Source organism: Enterobacter hormaechei ATCC 49162 (assembly GCF_001875655.1).
GTDB lineage: Bacteria > Pseudomonadota > Gammaproteobacteria > Enterobacterales > Enterobacteriaceae > Enterobacter > Enterobacter hormaechei.
Map to the genome: position 1 here is coordinate 1,763,783 of NZ_MKEQ01000001.1, position 15,543 is coordinate 1,779,325.

The window sequence follows — 15,543 nt, forward strand, 5'->3', positions numbered from 1 at the left end:
CCAGGAACCAGGTTCCATCTTCGGTGAAAATGGCACTATGATTAATGTCCAGTTTTCAAATAGTGGACTGCACATGTCATCACGTCGTTTTGGTAGCCAGTCTCTGGTACGCCTGTTAGGGCACTGGCAACAGGCCTCTTCCCGCACCCCGCTGTGGCGCCAGCTGGCTGATTCGTTACGCCTGTTAATTCTGGATGGCAGGCTGGCGCTAAACACCCGTCTGCCCGGAGAGCGGGAACTGGCCGCCGCACTGGACGTCAGCCGTACCACCATCAGCAGCGCGCTGGCGCATCTGCGGGAAGAGGGTTATCTGGAGAGCCGTCAGGGCAGCGGTTCGCGGACGATCCTGCCCGACAGCCGTGCAGTTCCCACGCTTTCCACTGCCAGCGCGGCGCTGGATCTCTCAACCGCCGCGCTCAACGCGGGGCCAGAGATCCACCAGGCCTACACCCACGCGCTGACGGCCATCACGCCGAATCTGGCATTGACGGGGTACGATCAGCTTGGGCTTCCGTCGCTGCGTGAAGCTATCGCCGCCCGCTACACCGCACGCGGTCTGCCCACCCGGGCAAATGAAGTGATGGTGGTGAACGGTGCCGTCAGCGGCTTCGCCCTGATCTTAAGAATGATGACCGGCCCCGGCGATCGTGTGGTGGTGGATCATCCCACCTACCCGCTGGCGATAGCCGCCATTCAGGGGGCGCTGTGCCGACCCGTGGGCGTCTCGTTGCCTGAAACGGGCTGGGATACCGACGGTTTTGCCGCAACGCTTGCCCAGACCGCCCCGCGTCTGGCCTATCTGATGCCGGATTTTCATAATCCGACGGGGCGCTGCATGGATGCCGCAACGCGCCAGACCATAACCGATATCGCCGCGCAAACCCGCACCACGCTGGTGGTGGATGAAACCATGGTCGATCTCTGGTTCGATGCTCCCCCGCCGCCGCCGCTGGCCGCCTTCAACCCGGAGGCCGCGGTGATTACGCTGGGTTCCGCAGGAAAAAGTTTCTGGGGTGGGCTTCGTCTCGGCTGGATCCGCGCCTCGTCCCGCACTATCGCCACGCTCGCGCAGGCGCGCGACACGCTGGATCTCGGCTCTCCGGTGCTGGAACAGCTGGCCACGCTGTGGCTTATCGAAAACAGTGAAACCTTCCTGCCTGCTCGTCGGCAAATGCTGGCAGAACGGCGCGACCGCTGCGGCCAGATGCTGCGCGAACATTTCCCCGAATGGCGTTTTCAGGAAGCGGAGGGAGGGCTTTCATACTGGATTGAATTGCCCGGCATGCTGGCAACTCAACTGGCGGCACGCGCCGAGACGACAGGTATCATTATGGGCACCGGCACGCGCTTTGGGCTTTCAGGCGCGTTTGACCGCTATCTGCGTATGCCCTTCTCACTCAATCCGCCAGAACTTGAAGAGGCTTTATTGCGAATCAAACCGCTGTGGCTTGCGTTAAATAAAAGTGTAGCGCCAGTAAAACGGAGCCTGGTGTAAATTATTCGCCAGAAACAATAAAAACTGCTGACTGTATCGCATGCAGTCAGCAGTTTTCATGAAGAACAACTTAATGTTGAGGTGGAATCGGGAAGCCTTTCAGCGAAATAATGAAATTTTCACCTTCTTTCTTTATTTTTGCACCGGTATCACACCAGTCAGACGCAATTCGAAAGAACTCATCACTTCCTACATTCCAGCCAAGGCGAACATGTTTCACGTAGCCGGAACGTAACAGGTTGCAGGCCTCGTTGTAGTCACTGGCAGTCGATAGTTGTTGTTTCATTTTCTCTTCTTCAGAAGTTTACGTAGTGCTTTGATTTCTTTAGGAGTAAATGGAGTTACGCTCTCTTCTTCCGTATGCTGATTATCAACATCCTCTTCCGATACTCCCGCCTCTTCTACTGCTTCAAATGCCAGCAGCAGCAGTTTCTCTGTGGTCACGCTTAAATTTTCATTATTGTCTTCCGCATAGTGGCGAAGTCTTTCTTTTAGCGCTTCATCAATCTTTACGTTTAAAACCGCAGTTACCATGATTGTCACATCCTTTCGGAACACGTGTTTAATTTAATACACGAAGATAAGTTTGTTATCCAGATATATATTTTTTGCTTATGACAAAACAAAGACATCCGAAAATAAAATGGCAGTCTATTATTACAGGTTTATGACAATATTATTTCAGTTGAATGAAGGCTGTATTACACGGAACAAAATAGCCGCATCATTTGAGCGGTTATAAAGGGGGAGCGACTGGAGAGGAGCACAAATGGGTGGGGGCCCTGCCAGCTACATCCCGGCACCCACGTCGTCTGCCCTGGCTGCTTCCTTCCGGACCTGACCTGGTGAACAGAGTAGCGTTGCGGGAGAACCAACAGAGCCCCCATTGAGAGCGTTGATAACCAACGCGCTGGCGCATTATCCCCATGAAGCACCGCAATTGCAAGCCGCTGGCAACCGGATGCTGGATTATTGCGCAAACTGACCCGACAATGGGGTTTATCTTCGTATAACATTACCCTTCGCTGATTTCCCGCAGGAGAAACAATGGACGAACATGACACTTTCCCACAGCGAGTGTGGCAAATCGTGGCCTCAATTCCGGAAGGTTGTGTCACAACCTATGGGGAAGTCGCCCGGCTGGCAGGTTCTCCGCGCGCGGCGCGTCAGGTTGGCGGCGTACTAAGAAGGCTACCGGAGGGAAGTACGTTACCGTGGCACCGGGTCGTCAATCGCCATGGCGCAATTTCCCTCACCGGGCCAGACTTGCAGCGCCAGCGGCAGGCATTACTTTCAGAAGGGGTGCAGGTGTCCGGGGCAGGACAGATTGATATGCAGAAATATCGCTGGGCGTACTGACGCCCTCTTCGTCAACATGAAGAGGGCGAAAGAGGATTACATCTGTGTTGGCGGTGTCGGCAGAGTCGGCTGATTGGTCTGCGTTGCAACAGGCACTTCTGTTTGCTGCACCGGTACCAGGGTCAGGTCGATTTTGGTGCCGCCTTTGTTGACCGCTTCCTGCACGGTATCGGTAATAAAGACCAGCTTATCGTTGATCGTTACCGCCGCGCTCAGGAGGATGCGCGCATTAGGCTGCACGTCAGACGGGTTGTACGGCAGCACAAAGCTGAACGGCGCCTGTTTACCCTCTGTACGAACCGCGCGCTGCGCAAGCACTTTGGACGGCGCATCCGCCAGGGAAGCATCAGACAGCGTGACCGTTAAAACCGCATCCGGCGGCAGCGCAACCTTCTGTTTGATCCAGATCGTACCGGAAACATTTGGCTGCTGAATAGCTTGCTGTGAAAGGGTGTTAATCCCGTTTGCGCTTGCTGTTGGCACCGGTACATCGGCACTCTTACCAGCACAGGCGGACAACGCTACCGCAATTGCTACACCACTGAGCATAGGCACGAGTTTCATTGAAGTCTCCTTATCATCAATGCACCAGCGGGATCGATCCCATCTGATGTCGTTTTATTCACACAACGAATACAAGTGTGGCACAAATCACGGATTTATGCCTAATTTCGTCCGGATATTAAGATTATTCTACCCATCGGACCACTTTCATTTCTGCGTTATAATCAGCGTATCTTTCGCCACGGCGTTTATTGAGGACCACTATGAGTCAGGCACTGAACAATCTGCTGACATTGCTGAACCTGGAAAAAATAGAAGAAGGGCTTTTTCGCGGACAGAGCGAAGATTTAGGTTTACGCCAGGTTTTTGGCGGCCAGGTCGTGGGGCAAGCGCTGTATGCCGCAAAGGAGACCGTCCCGGCAGACCGTCTGGTGCACTCGTTTCACAGCTACTTTTTACGCCCCGGTGACAGCGCTAAACCGATTGTGTACGACGTGGAAGTTCTGCGTGACGGCCAAAGCTTCAGCGCCCGCCGCGTGGCGGCCATCCAGCATGGCAAACCCATCTTCTACATGACCGCCTCGTTCCAGGCGCCAGAGCCGGGCTATGAACATCAAAAAATGATGCCGCCTGCCCCGTCACCGGACGATCTGAAATCGGAAACCGAGATTGCCCGCGCGCTGGCGCATCTTCTTCCGCCGCAGGTTAAAGAGAAATTTCTCTGCGATAAACCGCTGGAGATCCGCCCCGTCGAGTTCCACAACCCGATGAAAGGCCACACCGCCGAGCCGAAACGCCAGGTGTGGATCCGGGCCAACGGGACCGTACCGGAAGATTTCCGCGTACATCAGTATCTGCTGGGTTATGCCTCAGATTTCAACTTCCTGCCAGTGGCACTACAGCCGCACGGCGTGGGCTTCCTGGAAAAAGGGATGCAGGTGGCAACGATTGATCATTCCATGTGGTTCCACCGCCCGTTCAACATGAATGAGTGGCTGCTTTACAGCGTGGAGAGTACGTCTGCCTCAAGTGCGCGAGGATTTGTGCGCGGAGAGTTTTATACGCAGGATGGCGTGCTGGTGGCGTCTACCGTGCAGGAAGGCGTGATGCGTAATCGCGGATGATGTCGTGCGGCCTGATGCCCTCACCCTGGCCCTCTCCCACAAGGAGAGGGAATAAACATTAAAAAACGGCAACCAAAAGGTTACCGTTTTGCTGTTTATTAGGCGTTATACGCATTCTCGCCGTGGCTGTTGACGTCCAGGCCTTCGCGCTCCTGCTCTTCCGGCACGCGCAGCCCAACGGTCATATCAGCCAGCTTGTAACCGATAAAGGCCACAACACCGGACCAGACAACGGTGATCGCGATGCTTTCCAGCTGTACCAGCACCTGATGCATCATGGTCACGCCTTCTGCGTAACCTACGCCGCCCAGAGATTGGGCAGCAAAGATCCCGGTCATGATACAGCCGATAATGCCGCATACACCGTGTACGCCAAACACATCACACGGATCGTCAACGCGCAGAACACGTTTCAGTGCGGTAACGCCCCACAGCCCCGCCAGACCCGCGACGATACCGATCAGCAGCGCACCGCCTACGCCCACGTAACCGCACGCTGGGGTAATACCCACCAGACCGGCAATCGCTCCAGAACAGGCACCCAGCAGCGATGGCTTGCCGCGGACGGCCCACTCGCCAAATACCCACGAAAGGATAGCGCCAGCGGTGGCCACCACGGTATTCACGAAGGCCAGCGCGGCGATTTCGTTAGCAGCGCTGGCTGAACCCGCATTGAAGCCGAACCAGCCAAAGTAGAGGATGGCGGTGCCGGTAAAGACCATCGGCAGATTGTGCGGCTTGAAGGCTTCCTTACCGAAGCCCACGCGCTTGCCAATCAGGTATGCGCCTACCAGACCGGCTACCGCGGCGTTGATGTGTACAACGGTGCCGCCCGCAAAGTCCAGCGCGCCATGAGAAGCTAACAGACCACCGCCCCAGACCATATGTGCAATCGGGATATAGGAGAGCGTCAGCCAGACCACCACGAAAATCAGTACCGCAGAGAAGCGGATACGCTCAGCCAGCGCGCCCACAATCAGCCCCACGGTGATGCAGGCGAACGAGCCCTGGAACGCGACATGAATATACTGATAGAAGCTGCCCATCACCGCGGTCAGCTCGATATTTTTCAGCATCGCCCAGTTAACGTTGCCGAAGAAGGCGTTGCCCTCTCCGAAGGCCAGCGAGTAACCGTAAACCACCCACAGCACGCACACCAGCGCGAACGTGACGGCAACCTGCGTCAGCATGGAGAGTACGTTTTTGCCGCGGATCAGACCGCCGTAAAACAGCGCAATCCCCGGGATTGTCATGAACAGCACCAGCGCGGTGCAAATCATCATAAAGGCGTTATCGGCTTTGTCTGCCACAGCCGGTGCAGCCATTGCCAGGCCCGGCAGCAGTGCCAGCGACCCCAGAGCTGTTTTCATTGTTGCTATCTTCATTTTCTCGATCCCTATCACTGTGTGCCAGGAGTTACTTACAACGCCGCTTCGTCAGATTCGCCGGTACGGATGCGAATGACGCGCTGGAGTTCGGCAACGAAAATTTTGCCGTCGCCAATTTTTCCGGTGTAGGCCGCTTTGCTGACGACATCAATCACCTCATCAAGCTGATCATCGGCAATCGCCACATCAATCTTCACTTTTGGCAGGAAGTTAACGCTGTATTCCGCCCCGCGATAAAGCTCGGCATGACCCTTCTGACGCCCAAAGCCTTTCACTTCGGTGACAGTCAGCCCCTGAATACCCATGGAAGACAGCGCTTCACGCACGTCTTCGAGTTTGAATGGTTTGATTACCACCGTAACCAGCTTCATATATCCCCTCCAGTCAGAATTCGGTAATGGCCGCAGCTAACACGAAAGGGATATTGCAAAGGGTGTGCCAGAACTGAAATGTGAGCAGGAAAGCGGCGCGGCGCGCAGATATCGAGAAGGGGTGAAAAAAAACGCACCATGGCAGTGCAGGGTGCGTTTCAGTTTTGCACCAACAGTTATGACTGTTAGCGCATTGCCTTGTTATGGTGCATCAGGCGCTGAGTGACTCTTCCTCGCGCACGCTGGCGGCCAGCTCATCGCCTGCCAGCTGCAACTGATACATCTGCCAGTAACGTCCTTTCGCCTCAAGCAGCGCTCTGTGCGTGCCCCGTTCAACGGCCTGGCCACGGTGCAGCACCAGAATGGTATCGGCATCGACGATCGTCGAGAGGCGGTGGGCGATCACCACCAGCGTGGTGCGATCCCGCACGGCAGCCAGCGCCTGCTGGATCGCCTGCTCGGTGCCGGAGTCAATGCTTGCGGTCGCTTCATCCAGGATCAGTACCTGCGGCGTCTCAATCAGCACGCGCGCCAGCGCAAGAAGTTGCTTTTGCCCGACAGAGAGGTTGTTGCCCTGCTCCCCCAGCCGGGTATTGATCCCCTCCGTTAACCCGCGCGCCAGATCCGCCAGCTGCACCGTTTCCAGCACGTCCCAGACCTGCTCCTGAGTAAAGGGCCGACCCAGCGTGACGTTGGCGTAGAAGGTATCGGCCAGCACGACCGGATCCTGCTGCACCATCGCGACGCCCTTACGCAACGCGTTGTGGCTAAGCGAGGCGAGAGGCCGTCCGTCCAGACGGATCTCCCCCTGCGTCAACGGATAGTAGCCCATCAGCAAACTGGCGAGCGTGCTTTTGCCACTGCCGGTATGCCCAACCAGGGCGACAAAACCGCGCGACGGCACTTCAAGATTGATATCCTGCAAGACCAGCTGGTCGTCGCGGTAGGCAAACGAGACATGATCAAACGCTATGGATCCACTTTCCAGCGGGCGTTCGTCATTGCCATAGGTCTGACGCGGCCTGTCCATCAGCTCGAACACGCGCTCGCCCGCGACCACCGCCTGTTGCAGCATCGATTGCTGCGTGGTGAGTTCAATCAGCGGTTCGTTAAGGCGGCCAAGGTAGCTGATAAACGCGTACAGCACCCCCACTTCAATGGTTCCGCGCGTCGTCAGGCCAAACAGCATCAACAGCCCGCAGAGCACCAGCGCAGAGAAGAGGCTCAGCAGCGGACGTAACAGGAAGCCGTCCAGACGTAACGTCTGCATCCGCGCCATATAGTGCGAGCGGCTGGCCTCCCCCATTCGCTCGCCAAAACGCGCCTGCTGGCGAAACTGCTGGATAACGCTCATGCCGTTGATCACTTCGTTAAAGCCATCATTGATATCTGCGAGGTAAGCGCGCACACGACGAACAATCGGCGTGCTGTAGCGCTGGTAAATCACCATCACAATCAGCACCGCCGGGAAAATGGTGATCGCCACCAGCGCCATTCGCCAGTCCAGGCTGAACATCGCTACCAGCATCGCGCCAATCAACGCGGCACTGCGCAGAACCGTTGCGACAACGGTTACATAGAGGTCGCGGATCACCTCGGTGTCATTGGTGACGCGCGAAATGACCTGCCCGACCGGCTGAGTATCAAACTCGCTCAGCGGCTGGCGCAGCGCGGCATCCATCACATCCGTGCGTAGCTGTTGAACCACGCCCACGGCGGCCCGGTTAAACAGCAGCGATTGCGCGTAGTGCAGCCCCGCCGCCGTCAGCTGTAGCCCGACATACGCCACGCCCAGCCCCGCCACCAGCCCCAGCGGCAGATAGCTTTTCGCCACCATGTTATCGATGAAATAACTGATAAGCAGCGGACCGGTGACCTCCGCAATCGCGGCGATCCACAGCAACAGTACAGCGATGGAAAGCGGTTTACGCCATGGTGAGCCATAGGCGAGCAGGCGTTTTAACGTCGGCCACATCTGTCCAAACTTACGCATCGGCGACCTCCTCATCCAGCGCGGCTTCAAGCTGTTGATAGCGGTACATATCCCGATACCAGCCGGTCTGTTCGGTAAGCTGATCATGCTGACCACGCTGAGCAATATGCCCATGCTGAAGCACAAGAATTTCACTGGCTTCTGTCAGCGCCGACAGACGGTGTGCGCTGATGATGACCGTGCGCCCCTCCCCCCACTGGCGAAGGTTATGCAGAATTTGATGTTCAGTACGCCCGTCAACCGCCGAAAGCGCATCATCCAGAATCAGGATCTCAGCGTTCAGCAGCAGCGCGCGGGCAATAGAGATACGCTGTTTTTGTCCGCCGGAGAGCATAACGCCCCGCTCACCCACTTCCGTATCGTAGCCCTGCGGCAGACGCAGAATATCCTCGTGCACGCTGGCTAAGCGCGCCACGTGCTCGATCTGGTCCTGTGTCGCCGTCGGGCACCCGAGCGCGACATTGTTGGCAATGGTGTCTGAAAACAAAAACGGCGTCTGGCTGACGACCGCCAGACGGCTGCGCCAGTCATCCAGCAGCAGGCGCGGCAGCGGAACGTCGTGGAAACGGATATCGCCCTCGCTCACGTCAAAATGACGCTGAATAAGTGACAGAATGGTACTTTTCCCGGCCCCCGTCGGGCCGCAGATGCCCAGCATCTGACCTGGACGCAGCGTGAAGCCGACGTTTTCAAGCACCGGGTGTTCCGTTTGCGGGTAGATAAAGGCGCGAATATCCGCCTTCAGGATACCCGGACCTTCAGGTACTGGCTCGCTGCCATCGTTCACCACCGGCACTTCCGCCAGCATGGCGCGGATGCGGCTGTAAGCGGCGCTCCCGCGTTCAACGATATTAAACATCCAGGCCAGCGCCAGCATCGGCCAGATCATCAGCCCGAGGTACATCGCAAAGCTGGTTAACTGTCCGAGGGTCATGGTGCCTCGCACCACCATCCAGCTGCCGCCGCCCACCGCCAGCAGGTTCGCCATGCCAATTGCAATATAAATGGTTGGATCGAAACGGGCGTCGATACGTGCCACGCGCATGTTTTTCGCACCGGTGTCGGCGGCGTCTGCGGCAAACAGCGCGGACTGCCTGTCCTCCAGACCAAACGCTTTAATCATGCGGATGCTGGTCATGCTCTCCTGGGTGCGATCGTTCAGCGACGAGAACGCCGCCTGCGCCAGCTTAAAGCGTTCATGCAACTGCTCGCCGTAGCGGTTAATCGCCAGCGCCATCAGCGGCATCGGCAACAGCGCCAGCAGCGTCAGCTCCCAGCTAATTTGCGTAGACATGACAATCAGTACCGCACAGCCCATCACCAGGGAATCCACGAGCGTTAATACCCCTTCACCTGCGGCAAACACCACGCGATCCACGTCGTTAGTGGCGCGGGCGATGAGATCCCCGGTACGGTGACGCAGATAAAACTCAGGGTGCTGGCGGCTCAGCTGACGATAAAAATCCTCGCGCAGCTCAACGGCAAGCTGATAGGACGCGCCGAACAGCAGCACGCGCCAGACATAACGCAGCAGATAAACCACCACGGCCGTCAGCACCAGCGTACCGACCCACATCATCACCCGTGCAGCGGTGTAATGTTGTTCCGTGACGCCATCCACGACGTATCCCACCACTTTGGGCGGGATCAGTTGCAGGATGGCAATGATAATAAGCAGGGCCACCGCGCCGAGGTAGCGTTGCCACTCCCGACGGAAGTACCAGCTTAATTGGGCAAATAATCGCACGCGGTATTTTCCTGAAGGTATTTTATGAAGTTATTCAATGGGTAATGCTGTGGTGTATTTAATCTGTTCCATGGCGAAACTGGAGGTGACATCGGACAAGCCCGGTACGCTATTGACCAGCCGCTTGTAAAAATCATCGTAGCGCTTCATGTCTGCCACCTGAACGCGCATCAGATAGTCGTATTCCCCCGCCATGCGCCAGAAGCCCAGCACCTCGGGCATATCGGAAACCTGGGTGACGAAGCGGCAGTACCATTCGCTGCTGTGATGCTGCGTTTTTATCAGGACGAAGGCGGTCAGTCCAAGCCCCAGTTTTTCGGGATCCAGCAACGCCACCCGTCCCAGCAGAATGCCGTCATCTTCCAGCTTCTTGAGGCGCTTCCAGCATGGTGTGGTGGTCAGATTAACGGCATCTGCCAGCGCCTGCAAAGAGAGGGTGCAGTCGCTTTGCAGCAAAGAAAGCAGCTTGCGGTCAATTTTATCTAGCATACCCACCTCGCAGAGAAAATTATTCTCCTTACATTCTATTTTAAAGGCCAGATAGCAACAATTTTTTCTGTGCTTTTCGCTATGCTGGGCACAAAATGACAAACGGATAACTACGATGAATAGCACCTGGGTTAAACATGCCATCAGCGAAATAAATGCCGACTATCAGCGCTCGGCAGACACCCACTTGATCCGCCTGCCTCTGCCTGGATTTCCCGGCATCCAGCTTTACCTGAAGGATGAAAGCACTCATCCTACCGGCAGCCTGAAGCATCGCCTGGCGCGTTCACTCTTTTTATACGGTTTATGTAACGGCTGGATTAAAGAAGGCACCACGATTATTGAATCGTCATCCGGCTCAACTGCCGTCTCCGAAGCCTATTTTGCCCGCCTGCTCGGTCTGCCGTTTATCGCCGTCATGCCCGCCTGCACGGCGAAACGTAAAGTCGAACAGATCGAATTTTACGGCGGACGCTGCCACTTTGTGGAAAGCGCCTGCGAAATCTATGCGGCCTCCGAAATGCTGGCCCGCGAACTGAATGGCCATTATATGGACCAGTTCACCTTCGCCGAGCGCGCCACCGACTGGCGGGGCAATAATAACATTGCGGACAGCATTTTCCGCCAGATGACCCACGAGCCGCACCCCGTCCCCGCTTACATTGTCATGAGCGCGGGCACGGGCGGAACCTCCGCCACCATCGGACGTTATATCCGCTGCCAGGGTTATGATACCCAGCTGATGGTGGTTGACCCGCAGAACTCGGTGTTCCTCGATTACTGGCAATCCCGGGATGCCAGCCTGCGCAGCCCAGTGGGTAGCAAGATCGAAGGGATTGGCCGTCCGCGCGTCGAACCCTCATTCATTCCGGACGTTGTGGATGAGATGCTCCGCGTGCCGGACGCCGCCAGCGTCGCGACGGCGCACTGGCTGGAGACACAGCTTGGCCGTAAAGTCGGGGCTTCTACCGGCACCAATATGTGGGGCGCGCTACAGCTGGCCGCGAGGATGCGTGACGAAGGCCGTACCGGATCTGTCGTCACGCTGCTGTGCGACAGCGGGGAGCGCTATCTGGACACCTATTACAACCCAGATTGGGTAAAGGCCAATATTGGCGATGTTGCACCGTGGAAAGCGCAGATTTCGCAGCTGGTGAAATAAAAAAAGCCAGGCTGTAGCCTGGCTTGCTGGAAGGGTCTCACTATTCGGGGGAATATGGGAGGTTATTTTTGTCCAGCCAATGCGTCAAAAAATGGGACACGGCTTCGTTACGACAGTGTCCGATAACCGGTAAATGCGGGAGCGCGGCGATAAGTTGCGGCATCGCGTTCCCCATAATCAGCCCACGGCCAACGCTGCTCAGCATCTCGTGGTCGTTCATGGCATCGCCAAAGGCCATACAGTCCTGCATCGTCAGCCCCAGATGATCGCTCAGCACCGCGAGAGCGGAACCTTTATTACAGCCCACCGGCAGCACTTCAAGACAGTCCACCGCCGAGAAGGTCAGGTGCGCCCGGTCGCCCAGCGCCTCATTAAGCTGAATACGCAGGCGGCAGAGATCGTCGTGATCGCCACAGAAGCAGATCTTGGTCACCTTGTGTGCCGGAATACGGCGCAAATCGATTAGCTGATATTTAAAGCCGCTGTAGACGTGAGCGTGCAGTAAGTCCGGAAGCTCACGCCCGGTAAACCAGCCTTCATCGTTAAAAACATGCACGCTGGCCTGCGTATCCCAGGAGCTGTGCAGGACAATGTCCGCCACTTCCGGATTCAGATCCTGACGGTGCAGCACATCGCCGTCGACGGAGTGAATGCGCGTCCCGTTGCCGGTGATCAGGAACGCCTCGAGGGAAAATGTTCCCAGCAGATGGCGCATCTCCAGCACATGACGACCAGTGGCAAACGTCAGGGTGACTTCACGCTCGCGCAGGCGCTTAAGTGTGTTCAGGGTTTGCTCTCCTAAACGGTGATCCGGCATTAACAGCGTGCCGTCCATATCAAATGCAGCGAGCCGAGCCATGATTACTCCCGAAATGTGATGCGGTTAACTTGTGCATCAGTATTACGTGAGATATACGGAAGTAATAGTGAATAGATGATAATTATTGTTCCGGGTTTTCCATGCGCCAGCTTAACCGTCTTAACCAGTATCAACGTCTGTGGCATCCCTCCGCTGGCGCGCCGCAGCAGGTGACCATCAGTGAACTTGCCAGCCGCTGCTTTTGCAGCGAGCGACATGTACGCACCCTGCTGCGTCAGGCACAGGAGGCGGGCTGGCTAAGCTGGCACGCCCGGTCCGGCCGAGGAAAGCGTGGGGAATTACGCTTTCACGTCACCCCGGACTCGTTGCGTAATACGATGATGGAAGCCGCTCTGAAAAGTGGCCAGCAGCACAATGCGCTGGAGCTGGCCCAGCTCGCGCCTGAAGATTTGCGATCGCTACTGCATCCGTTTATGGGCGGGCAGTGGCAGAACGATACGCCGACGCTGCGTATTCCCTACTATCGCTCGCTGGAGCCGCTTCAGCCGGGGTTTTTACCTGGCCGGGCGGAGCAGCATCTGGCGGGACAGGTATTCTCTGGTTTGACCCGTTTCAATGGTAACAGCAGTGAACCCACGGGCGATCTGGCGCATCACTGGGAAGTCTCTGCTGACGGCCTGCGCTGGCATTTCTACATCCGCTCCACCCTGCACTGGCATAACGGCGATAAAATAGAGACGGCACAGCTCCGGCAAAGCCTGACGGCGCTGTTATCCCAGCCCGGCATGGGCACGCTTTTTCGCAGCGTCCAGTGTATCGAAACCACACATCCGCAGTGCCTGACGTTTATTCTGCATCAACCTGATTACTGGCTGGCGCACAGGCTGGCAACCTATTGTAGTCGTCTGGCGCATCCTGATTACCCCGTGGTGGGCAGCGGTCCCTTCCGGCTAAGCGTTTTTGAGCCTGAGCTGGTGCGTCTGGAAAGCCATGATCAATATCACCTAAGCCATCCGTTGCTTAAGGCTATCGAGTACTGGATCACGCCGCAGCTTTTTGACTACAGTCTGGGCACCAGCTGTCGCCACCCGGTGCAAATCGCCATTGGGGAGGCCGACGAGCTGGCCAGTCTGCGGCTGGTGAGTAACAGCACCAGCCTCGGCTTCTGTTACCTCACGCTGAAGCAGAGTCCGCGTCTGAGCGAGCTACAGGCAAAGCGGCTGATTAATATCATTCATCTCTCAACGCTTCTGCACACGCTTCCCCTGAACGAAGGGCTTATCACCCCTACCGAGGAACTGCTTCCCGGCTGGGCGATCCCCCAATGGCCTGATTTAACCGACGTTGCGCTGCCAGAGACATTGACGCTGGTTTACCACCTGCCAGTTGAGCTTCACACCATGGCCAGCCAGTTAAAAGAATACCTTGCGCGACAGGGTTGTGAACTGACCGTCATCTTTCACGACGCCAAGACGTGGGATGGATGCCAGCAGCTTGCCGATGCAGACATCATGATGGGAGACAGACTGATCGGCGAAGCGCCAGCGTACACCCTTGAGCAGTGGCTCCGCTGCGATGCACTCTGGCCTCATCTGCTGAGCGCACCGGCATACGCCCATTTGCAGGCCACGCTGGATGCGGTGCAGACGCAGGCGGACGATCGGGATCGACACGCAGGACTACAGGCTATCTTCAGTCGGTTAATGGAGACAGCCGTCCTGACGCCGCTTTTTAACTACCAGTATCAAATCAGCGCGCCTCCGGGCGTCAACGGGATACGCCTTAACACCCGCGGCTGGTTTGACTTCACCGAAGCCTGGCTTCCTCCCCCAAACGCGTGAAGAAGCTGGTCGCCGCTTTAGCCAGGCGTTAACATGACGCTTTTACTGTAACTGTCGAGATGATCTATGAAACGTGCTGTCGTCGTGTTCAGCGGAGGACAAGATTCCACAACCTGCCTGATTCAGGCGCTTCACCAGTATGATGAAGTTCACTGCGTCACTTTTGATTATGGTCAGCGTCATCGCGCTGAAATCGATGTCGCTCGTGAACTGGCCCTGAAACTGGGTGCCCGTGCTCATAAAGTGCTGGACGTGACGTTGTTAAATGAACTGGCCGTCAGCAGCCTCACCCGCGACAGCATTCCAGTGCCTGATTACGAACCGGATGCCAGCGGCATTCCGAACACCTTCGTACCGGGCCGCAACATTCTCTTCCTGACCCTGACGGCGATCTATGCTTACCAGGTGAAAGCCGAAGCGGTGATCACGGGCGTGTGTGAGACCGACTTCTCAGGCTATCCGGACTGTCGGGATGAATTCGTGAAAGCACTCAATCACGCCGTCGATCTGGGAATGGCAAAAGAGACCTGCTTCGAAACGCCGCTGATGTGGCTGGATAAAGCCGAAACCTGGGCGCTGGCCGACTACTGGGGCAAGCTGGATGTTGTTCGCAATGAGACCCTGACCTGCTACAACGGCATTAAAGGGGACGGTTGCGGACAGTGTGCCGCCTGTAACCTGCGCGCGAACGGGCTGAATCATTATCTTGCGGATAAAGCGGGCGTGATGGCCGCGATGCAGAAAAAAACCGGCCTGAAATAAGGGCGACCTGACCGTGCTGTCGAACGGTAAGTGGCGACAGCACGGTTATTCCTGAACATTTCTTACGCGATCATCAGTTCCAGCTTTTCGCGCAACTCCCCTTCCAGCGGTAACGCTTTCTGCGTTTTGAGATCGATACAAACAAAGGTGATCAGCGCATCGGCCACCACCTGCCCTTCAGGATCCAGCGTGACGACCTGACTCAGCACGCCGCTTTTGCCATTCAGTTGTTGGACCTCACTGGTTACGGTAAGCACATCCCCCAGCACGGCCGGGCGGCGGTAGTTAATGTTGATATTGACGACCACAAACGCGATGTTGTGTGCGGTCAGCCACTGGAAACTTTCACTGTTCTCCAGACCGTCCCAGCGCGCCTCTTCAAGAAATTCAAGATAGCGGGCGTTATTGACGTGCTGATAAACATCGAGGTGATAACCACGGACTTTGATTTGTGTCTGCATAGCGCAATAGCCTTTCGTTGTTATAGG

16 protein-coding genes and 1 other RNA gene are annotated in these 15,543 nt (G+C 56.6%); 6 read left to right on the forward strand and 11 right to left on the reverse strand.

Annotation, left to right across the window (positions count from 1 at the left end):
* The first annotated feature begins 73 nt into the window (after positions 1 to 73).
* Complete coding sequence (gene yczR / locus BH712_RS08945) at positions 74 to 1,495, forward strand: MocR-like transcription factor YczR (protein ID WP_032673775.1); 1,422 nt, start codon at positions 74 to 76, stop codon at positions 1,493 to 1,495.
* A 70-nt stretch (positions 1,496 to 1,565) separates the two neighbouring features.
* Here the strand turns inward: yczR and BH712_RS08950 are convergent, their stop codons facing one another.
* The 3 genes from BH712_RS08950 to ffs form a co-directional block, all read right to left on the reverse strand.
* Positions 1,566 to 1,781: a hypothetical protein gene (locus tag BH712_RS08950; RefSeq protein WP_006809861.1), complete on the reverse strand. Its 216-nt coding sequence runs from the start codon at positions 1,779 to 1,781 to the stop codon at positions 1,566 to 1,568.
* Positions 1,778 to 2,029 carry a hypothetical protein gene (locus BH712_RS08955; protein ID WP_006809862.1) on the reverse strand — a complete coding sequence of 84 codons (252 nt, stop codon included), beginning with the start codon at positions 2,027 to 2,029 and terminating at the stop codon, positions 1,778 to 1,780. The genes BH712_RS08950 and BH712_RS08955 overlap by 4 nt, the downstream gene beginning before the upstream one ends.
* 246 nt (positions 2,030 to 2,275) lie before the next feature.
* Positions 2,276 to 2,372, reverse strand: an RNA gene (gene ffs, locus BH712_RS08960) — signal recognition particle sRNA small type.
* Between the two features lie 170 nt (positions 2,373 to 2,542).
* Here ffs and BH712_RS08965 point away from each other — a divergent pair.
* Entirely contained in the window at positions 2,543 to 2,854 is a 312-nt protein-coding gene (locus BH712_RS08965; RefSeq protein WP_006809863.1) for an MGMT family protein, read from the forward strand.
* 36 nt (positions 2,855 to 2,890) lie between these two features.
* Here the strand turns inward: BH712_RS08965 and BH712_RS08970 are convergent, their stop codons facing one another.
* Complete coding sequence (locus BH712_RS08970; protein ID WP_006809864.1) at positions 2,891 to 3,418, reverse strand: YbaY family lipoprotein; 528 nt, start codon at positions 3,416 to 3,418, stop codon at positions 2,891 to 2,893.
* Positions 3,419 to 3,621: 203 nt separating this feature from the next.
* Here BH712_RS08970 and tesB point away from each other — a divergent pair, with 203 nt between their 5' ends.
* On the forward strand, positions 3,622 to 4,482 hold the full coding sequence (gene tesB / locus BH712_RS08975; RefSeq protein WP_006809865.1) for an acyl-CoA thioesterase II: 861 nt from the start codon (positions 3,622 to 3,624) through the stop codon (positions 4,480 to 4,482).
* A 98-nt stretch (positions 4,483 to 4,580) separates the two neighbouring features.
* Here the strand turns inward: tesB and amtB are convergent, their stop codons facing one another.
* From amtB to BH712_RS09000, 5 genes are all read right to left on the reverse strand, one after another.
* Positions 4,581 to 5,867, reverse strand: coding sequence for an ammonium transporter AmtB (amtB, locus tag BH712_RS08980; RefSeq protein ID WP_032673626.1), 1,287 nt, complete (start codon positions 5,865 to 5,867; stop codon positions 4,581 to 4,583).
* A 35-nt stretch (positions 5,868 to 5,902) separates the two neighbouring features.
* The gene (gene glnK, locus BH712_RS08985) at positions 5,903 to 6,241 is read right to left on the reverse strand and encodes a P-II family nitrogen regulator (RefSeq protein ID WP_006809867.1); all 339 of its coding nucleotides are present in this window, start codon (positions 6,239 to 6,241) and stop codon (positions 5,903 to 5,905) included.
* Between the two features lie 211 nt (positions 6,242 to 6,452).
* A complete protein-coding gene (locus tag BH712_RS08990; RefSeq protein WP_006809868.1) occupies positions 6,453 to 8,234 on the reverse strand; it encodes a SmdB family multidrug efflux ABC transporter permease/ATP-binding protein in 1,782 nt (593 codons plus the stop codon).
* Positions 8,227 to 9,981 (reverse strand): SmdA family multidrug ABC transporter permease/ATP-binding protein, encoded by a 1,755-nt coding sequence (locus BH712_RS08995; RefSeq protein ID WP_006809869.1) that lies wholly within the window; start codon positions 9,979 to 9,981, stop codon positions 8,227 to 8,229. Before BH712_RS08995 ends, BH712_RS08990 begins: the two co-directional genes overlap by 8 nt.
* 30 nt (positions 9,982 to 10,011) lie before the next feature.
* Positions 10,012 to 10,470: an Lrp/AsnC family transcriptional regulator gene (locus tag BH712_RS09000; protein WP_015571267.1), complete on the reverse strand. Its 459-nt coding sequence runs from the start codon at positions 10,468 to 10,470 to the stop codon at positions 10,012 to 10,014.
* Between the two features lie 115 nt (positions 10,471 to 10,585).
* Between BH712_RS09000 and BH712_RS09005 the strand changes: the two genes are divergently transcribed.
* On the forward strand, positions 10,586 to 11,632 hold the full coding sequence (locus tag BH712_RS09005) for a PLP-dependent cysteine synthase family protein (protein ID WP_006809871.1): 1,047 nt from the start codon (positions 10,586 to 10,588) through the stop codon (positions 11,630 to 11,632).
* Between the two features lie 40 nt (positions 11,633 to 11,672).
* Here BH712_RS09005 and cof read toward each other — a convergent pair whose 3' ends face one another.
* Entirely contained in the window at positions 11,673 to 12,491 is an 819-nt protein-coding gene (cof, locus tag BH712_RS09010; protein ID WP_006809872.1) for an HMP-PP phosphatase, read from the reverse strand.
* A 101-nt stretch (positions 12,492 to 12,592) separates the two neighbouring features.
* Here cof and BH712_RS09015 point away from each other — a divergent pair, with 101 nt between their 5' ends.
* Complete coding sequence (locus BH712_RS09015) at positions 12,593 to 14,293, forward strand: SgrR family transcriptional regulator (protein ID WP_006809873.1); 1,701 nt, start codon at positions 12,593 to 12,595, stop codon at positions 14,291 to 14,293.
* A gap of 66 nt (positions 14,294 to 14,359) precedes the next feature.
* Positions 14,360 to 15,055 carry a 7-cyano-7-deazaguanine synthase QueC gene (queC, locus tag BH712_RS09020; protein ID WP_006809874.1) on the forward strand — a complete coding sequence of 232 codons (696 nt, stop codon included), beginning with the start codon at positions 14,360 to 14,362 and terminating at the stop codon, positions 15,053 to 15,055.
* A 62-nt stretch (positions 15,056 to 15,117) separates the two neighbouring features.
* Here queC and BH712_RS09025 read toward each other — a convergent pair whose 3' ends face one another.
* Positions 15,118 to 15,516 (reverse strand): YbgC/FadM family acyl-CoA thioesterase, encoded by a 399-nt coding sequence (locus BH712_RS09025; protein WP_006809875.1) that lies wholly within the window; start codon positions 15,514 to 15,516, stop codon positions 15,118 to 15,120.
* Positions 15,517 to 15,543 lie beyond the last annotated feature (27 nt).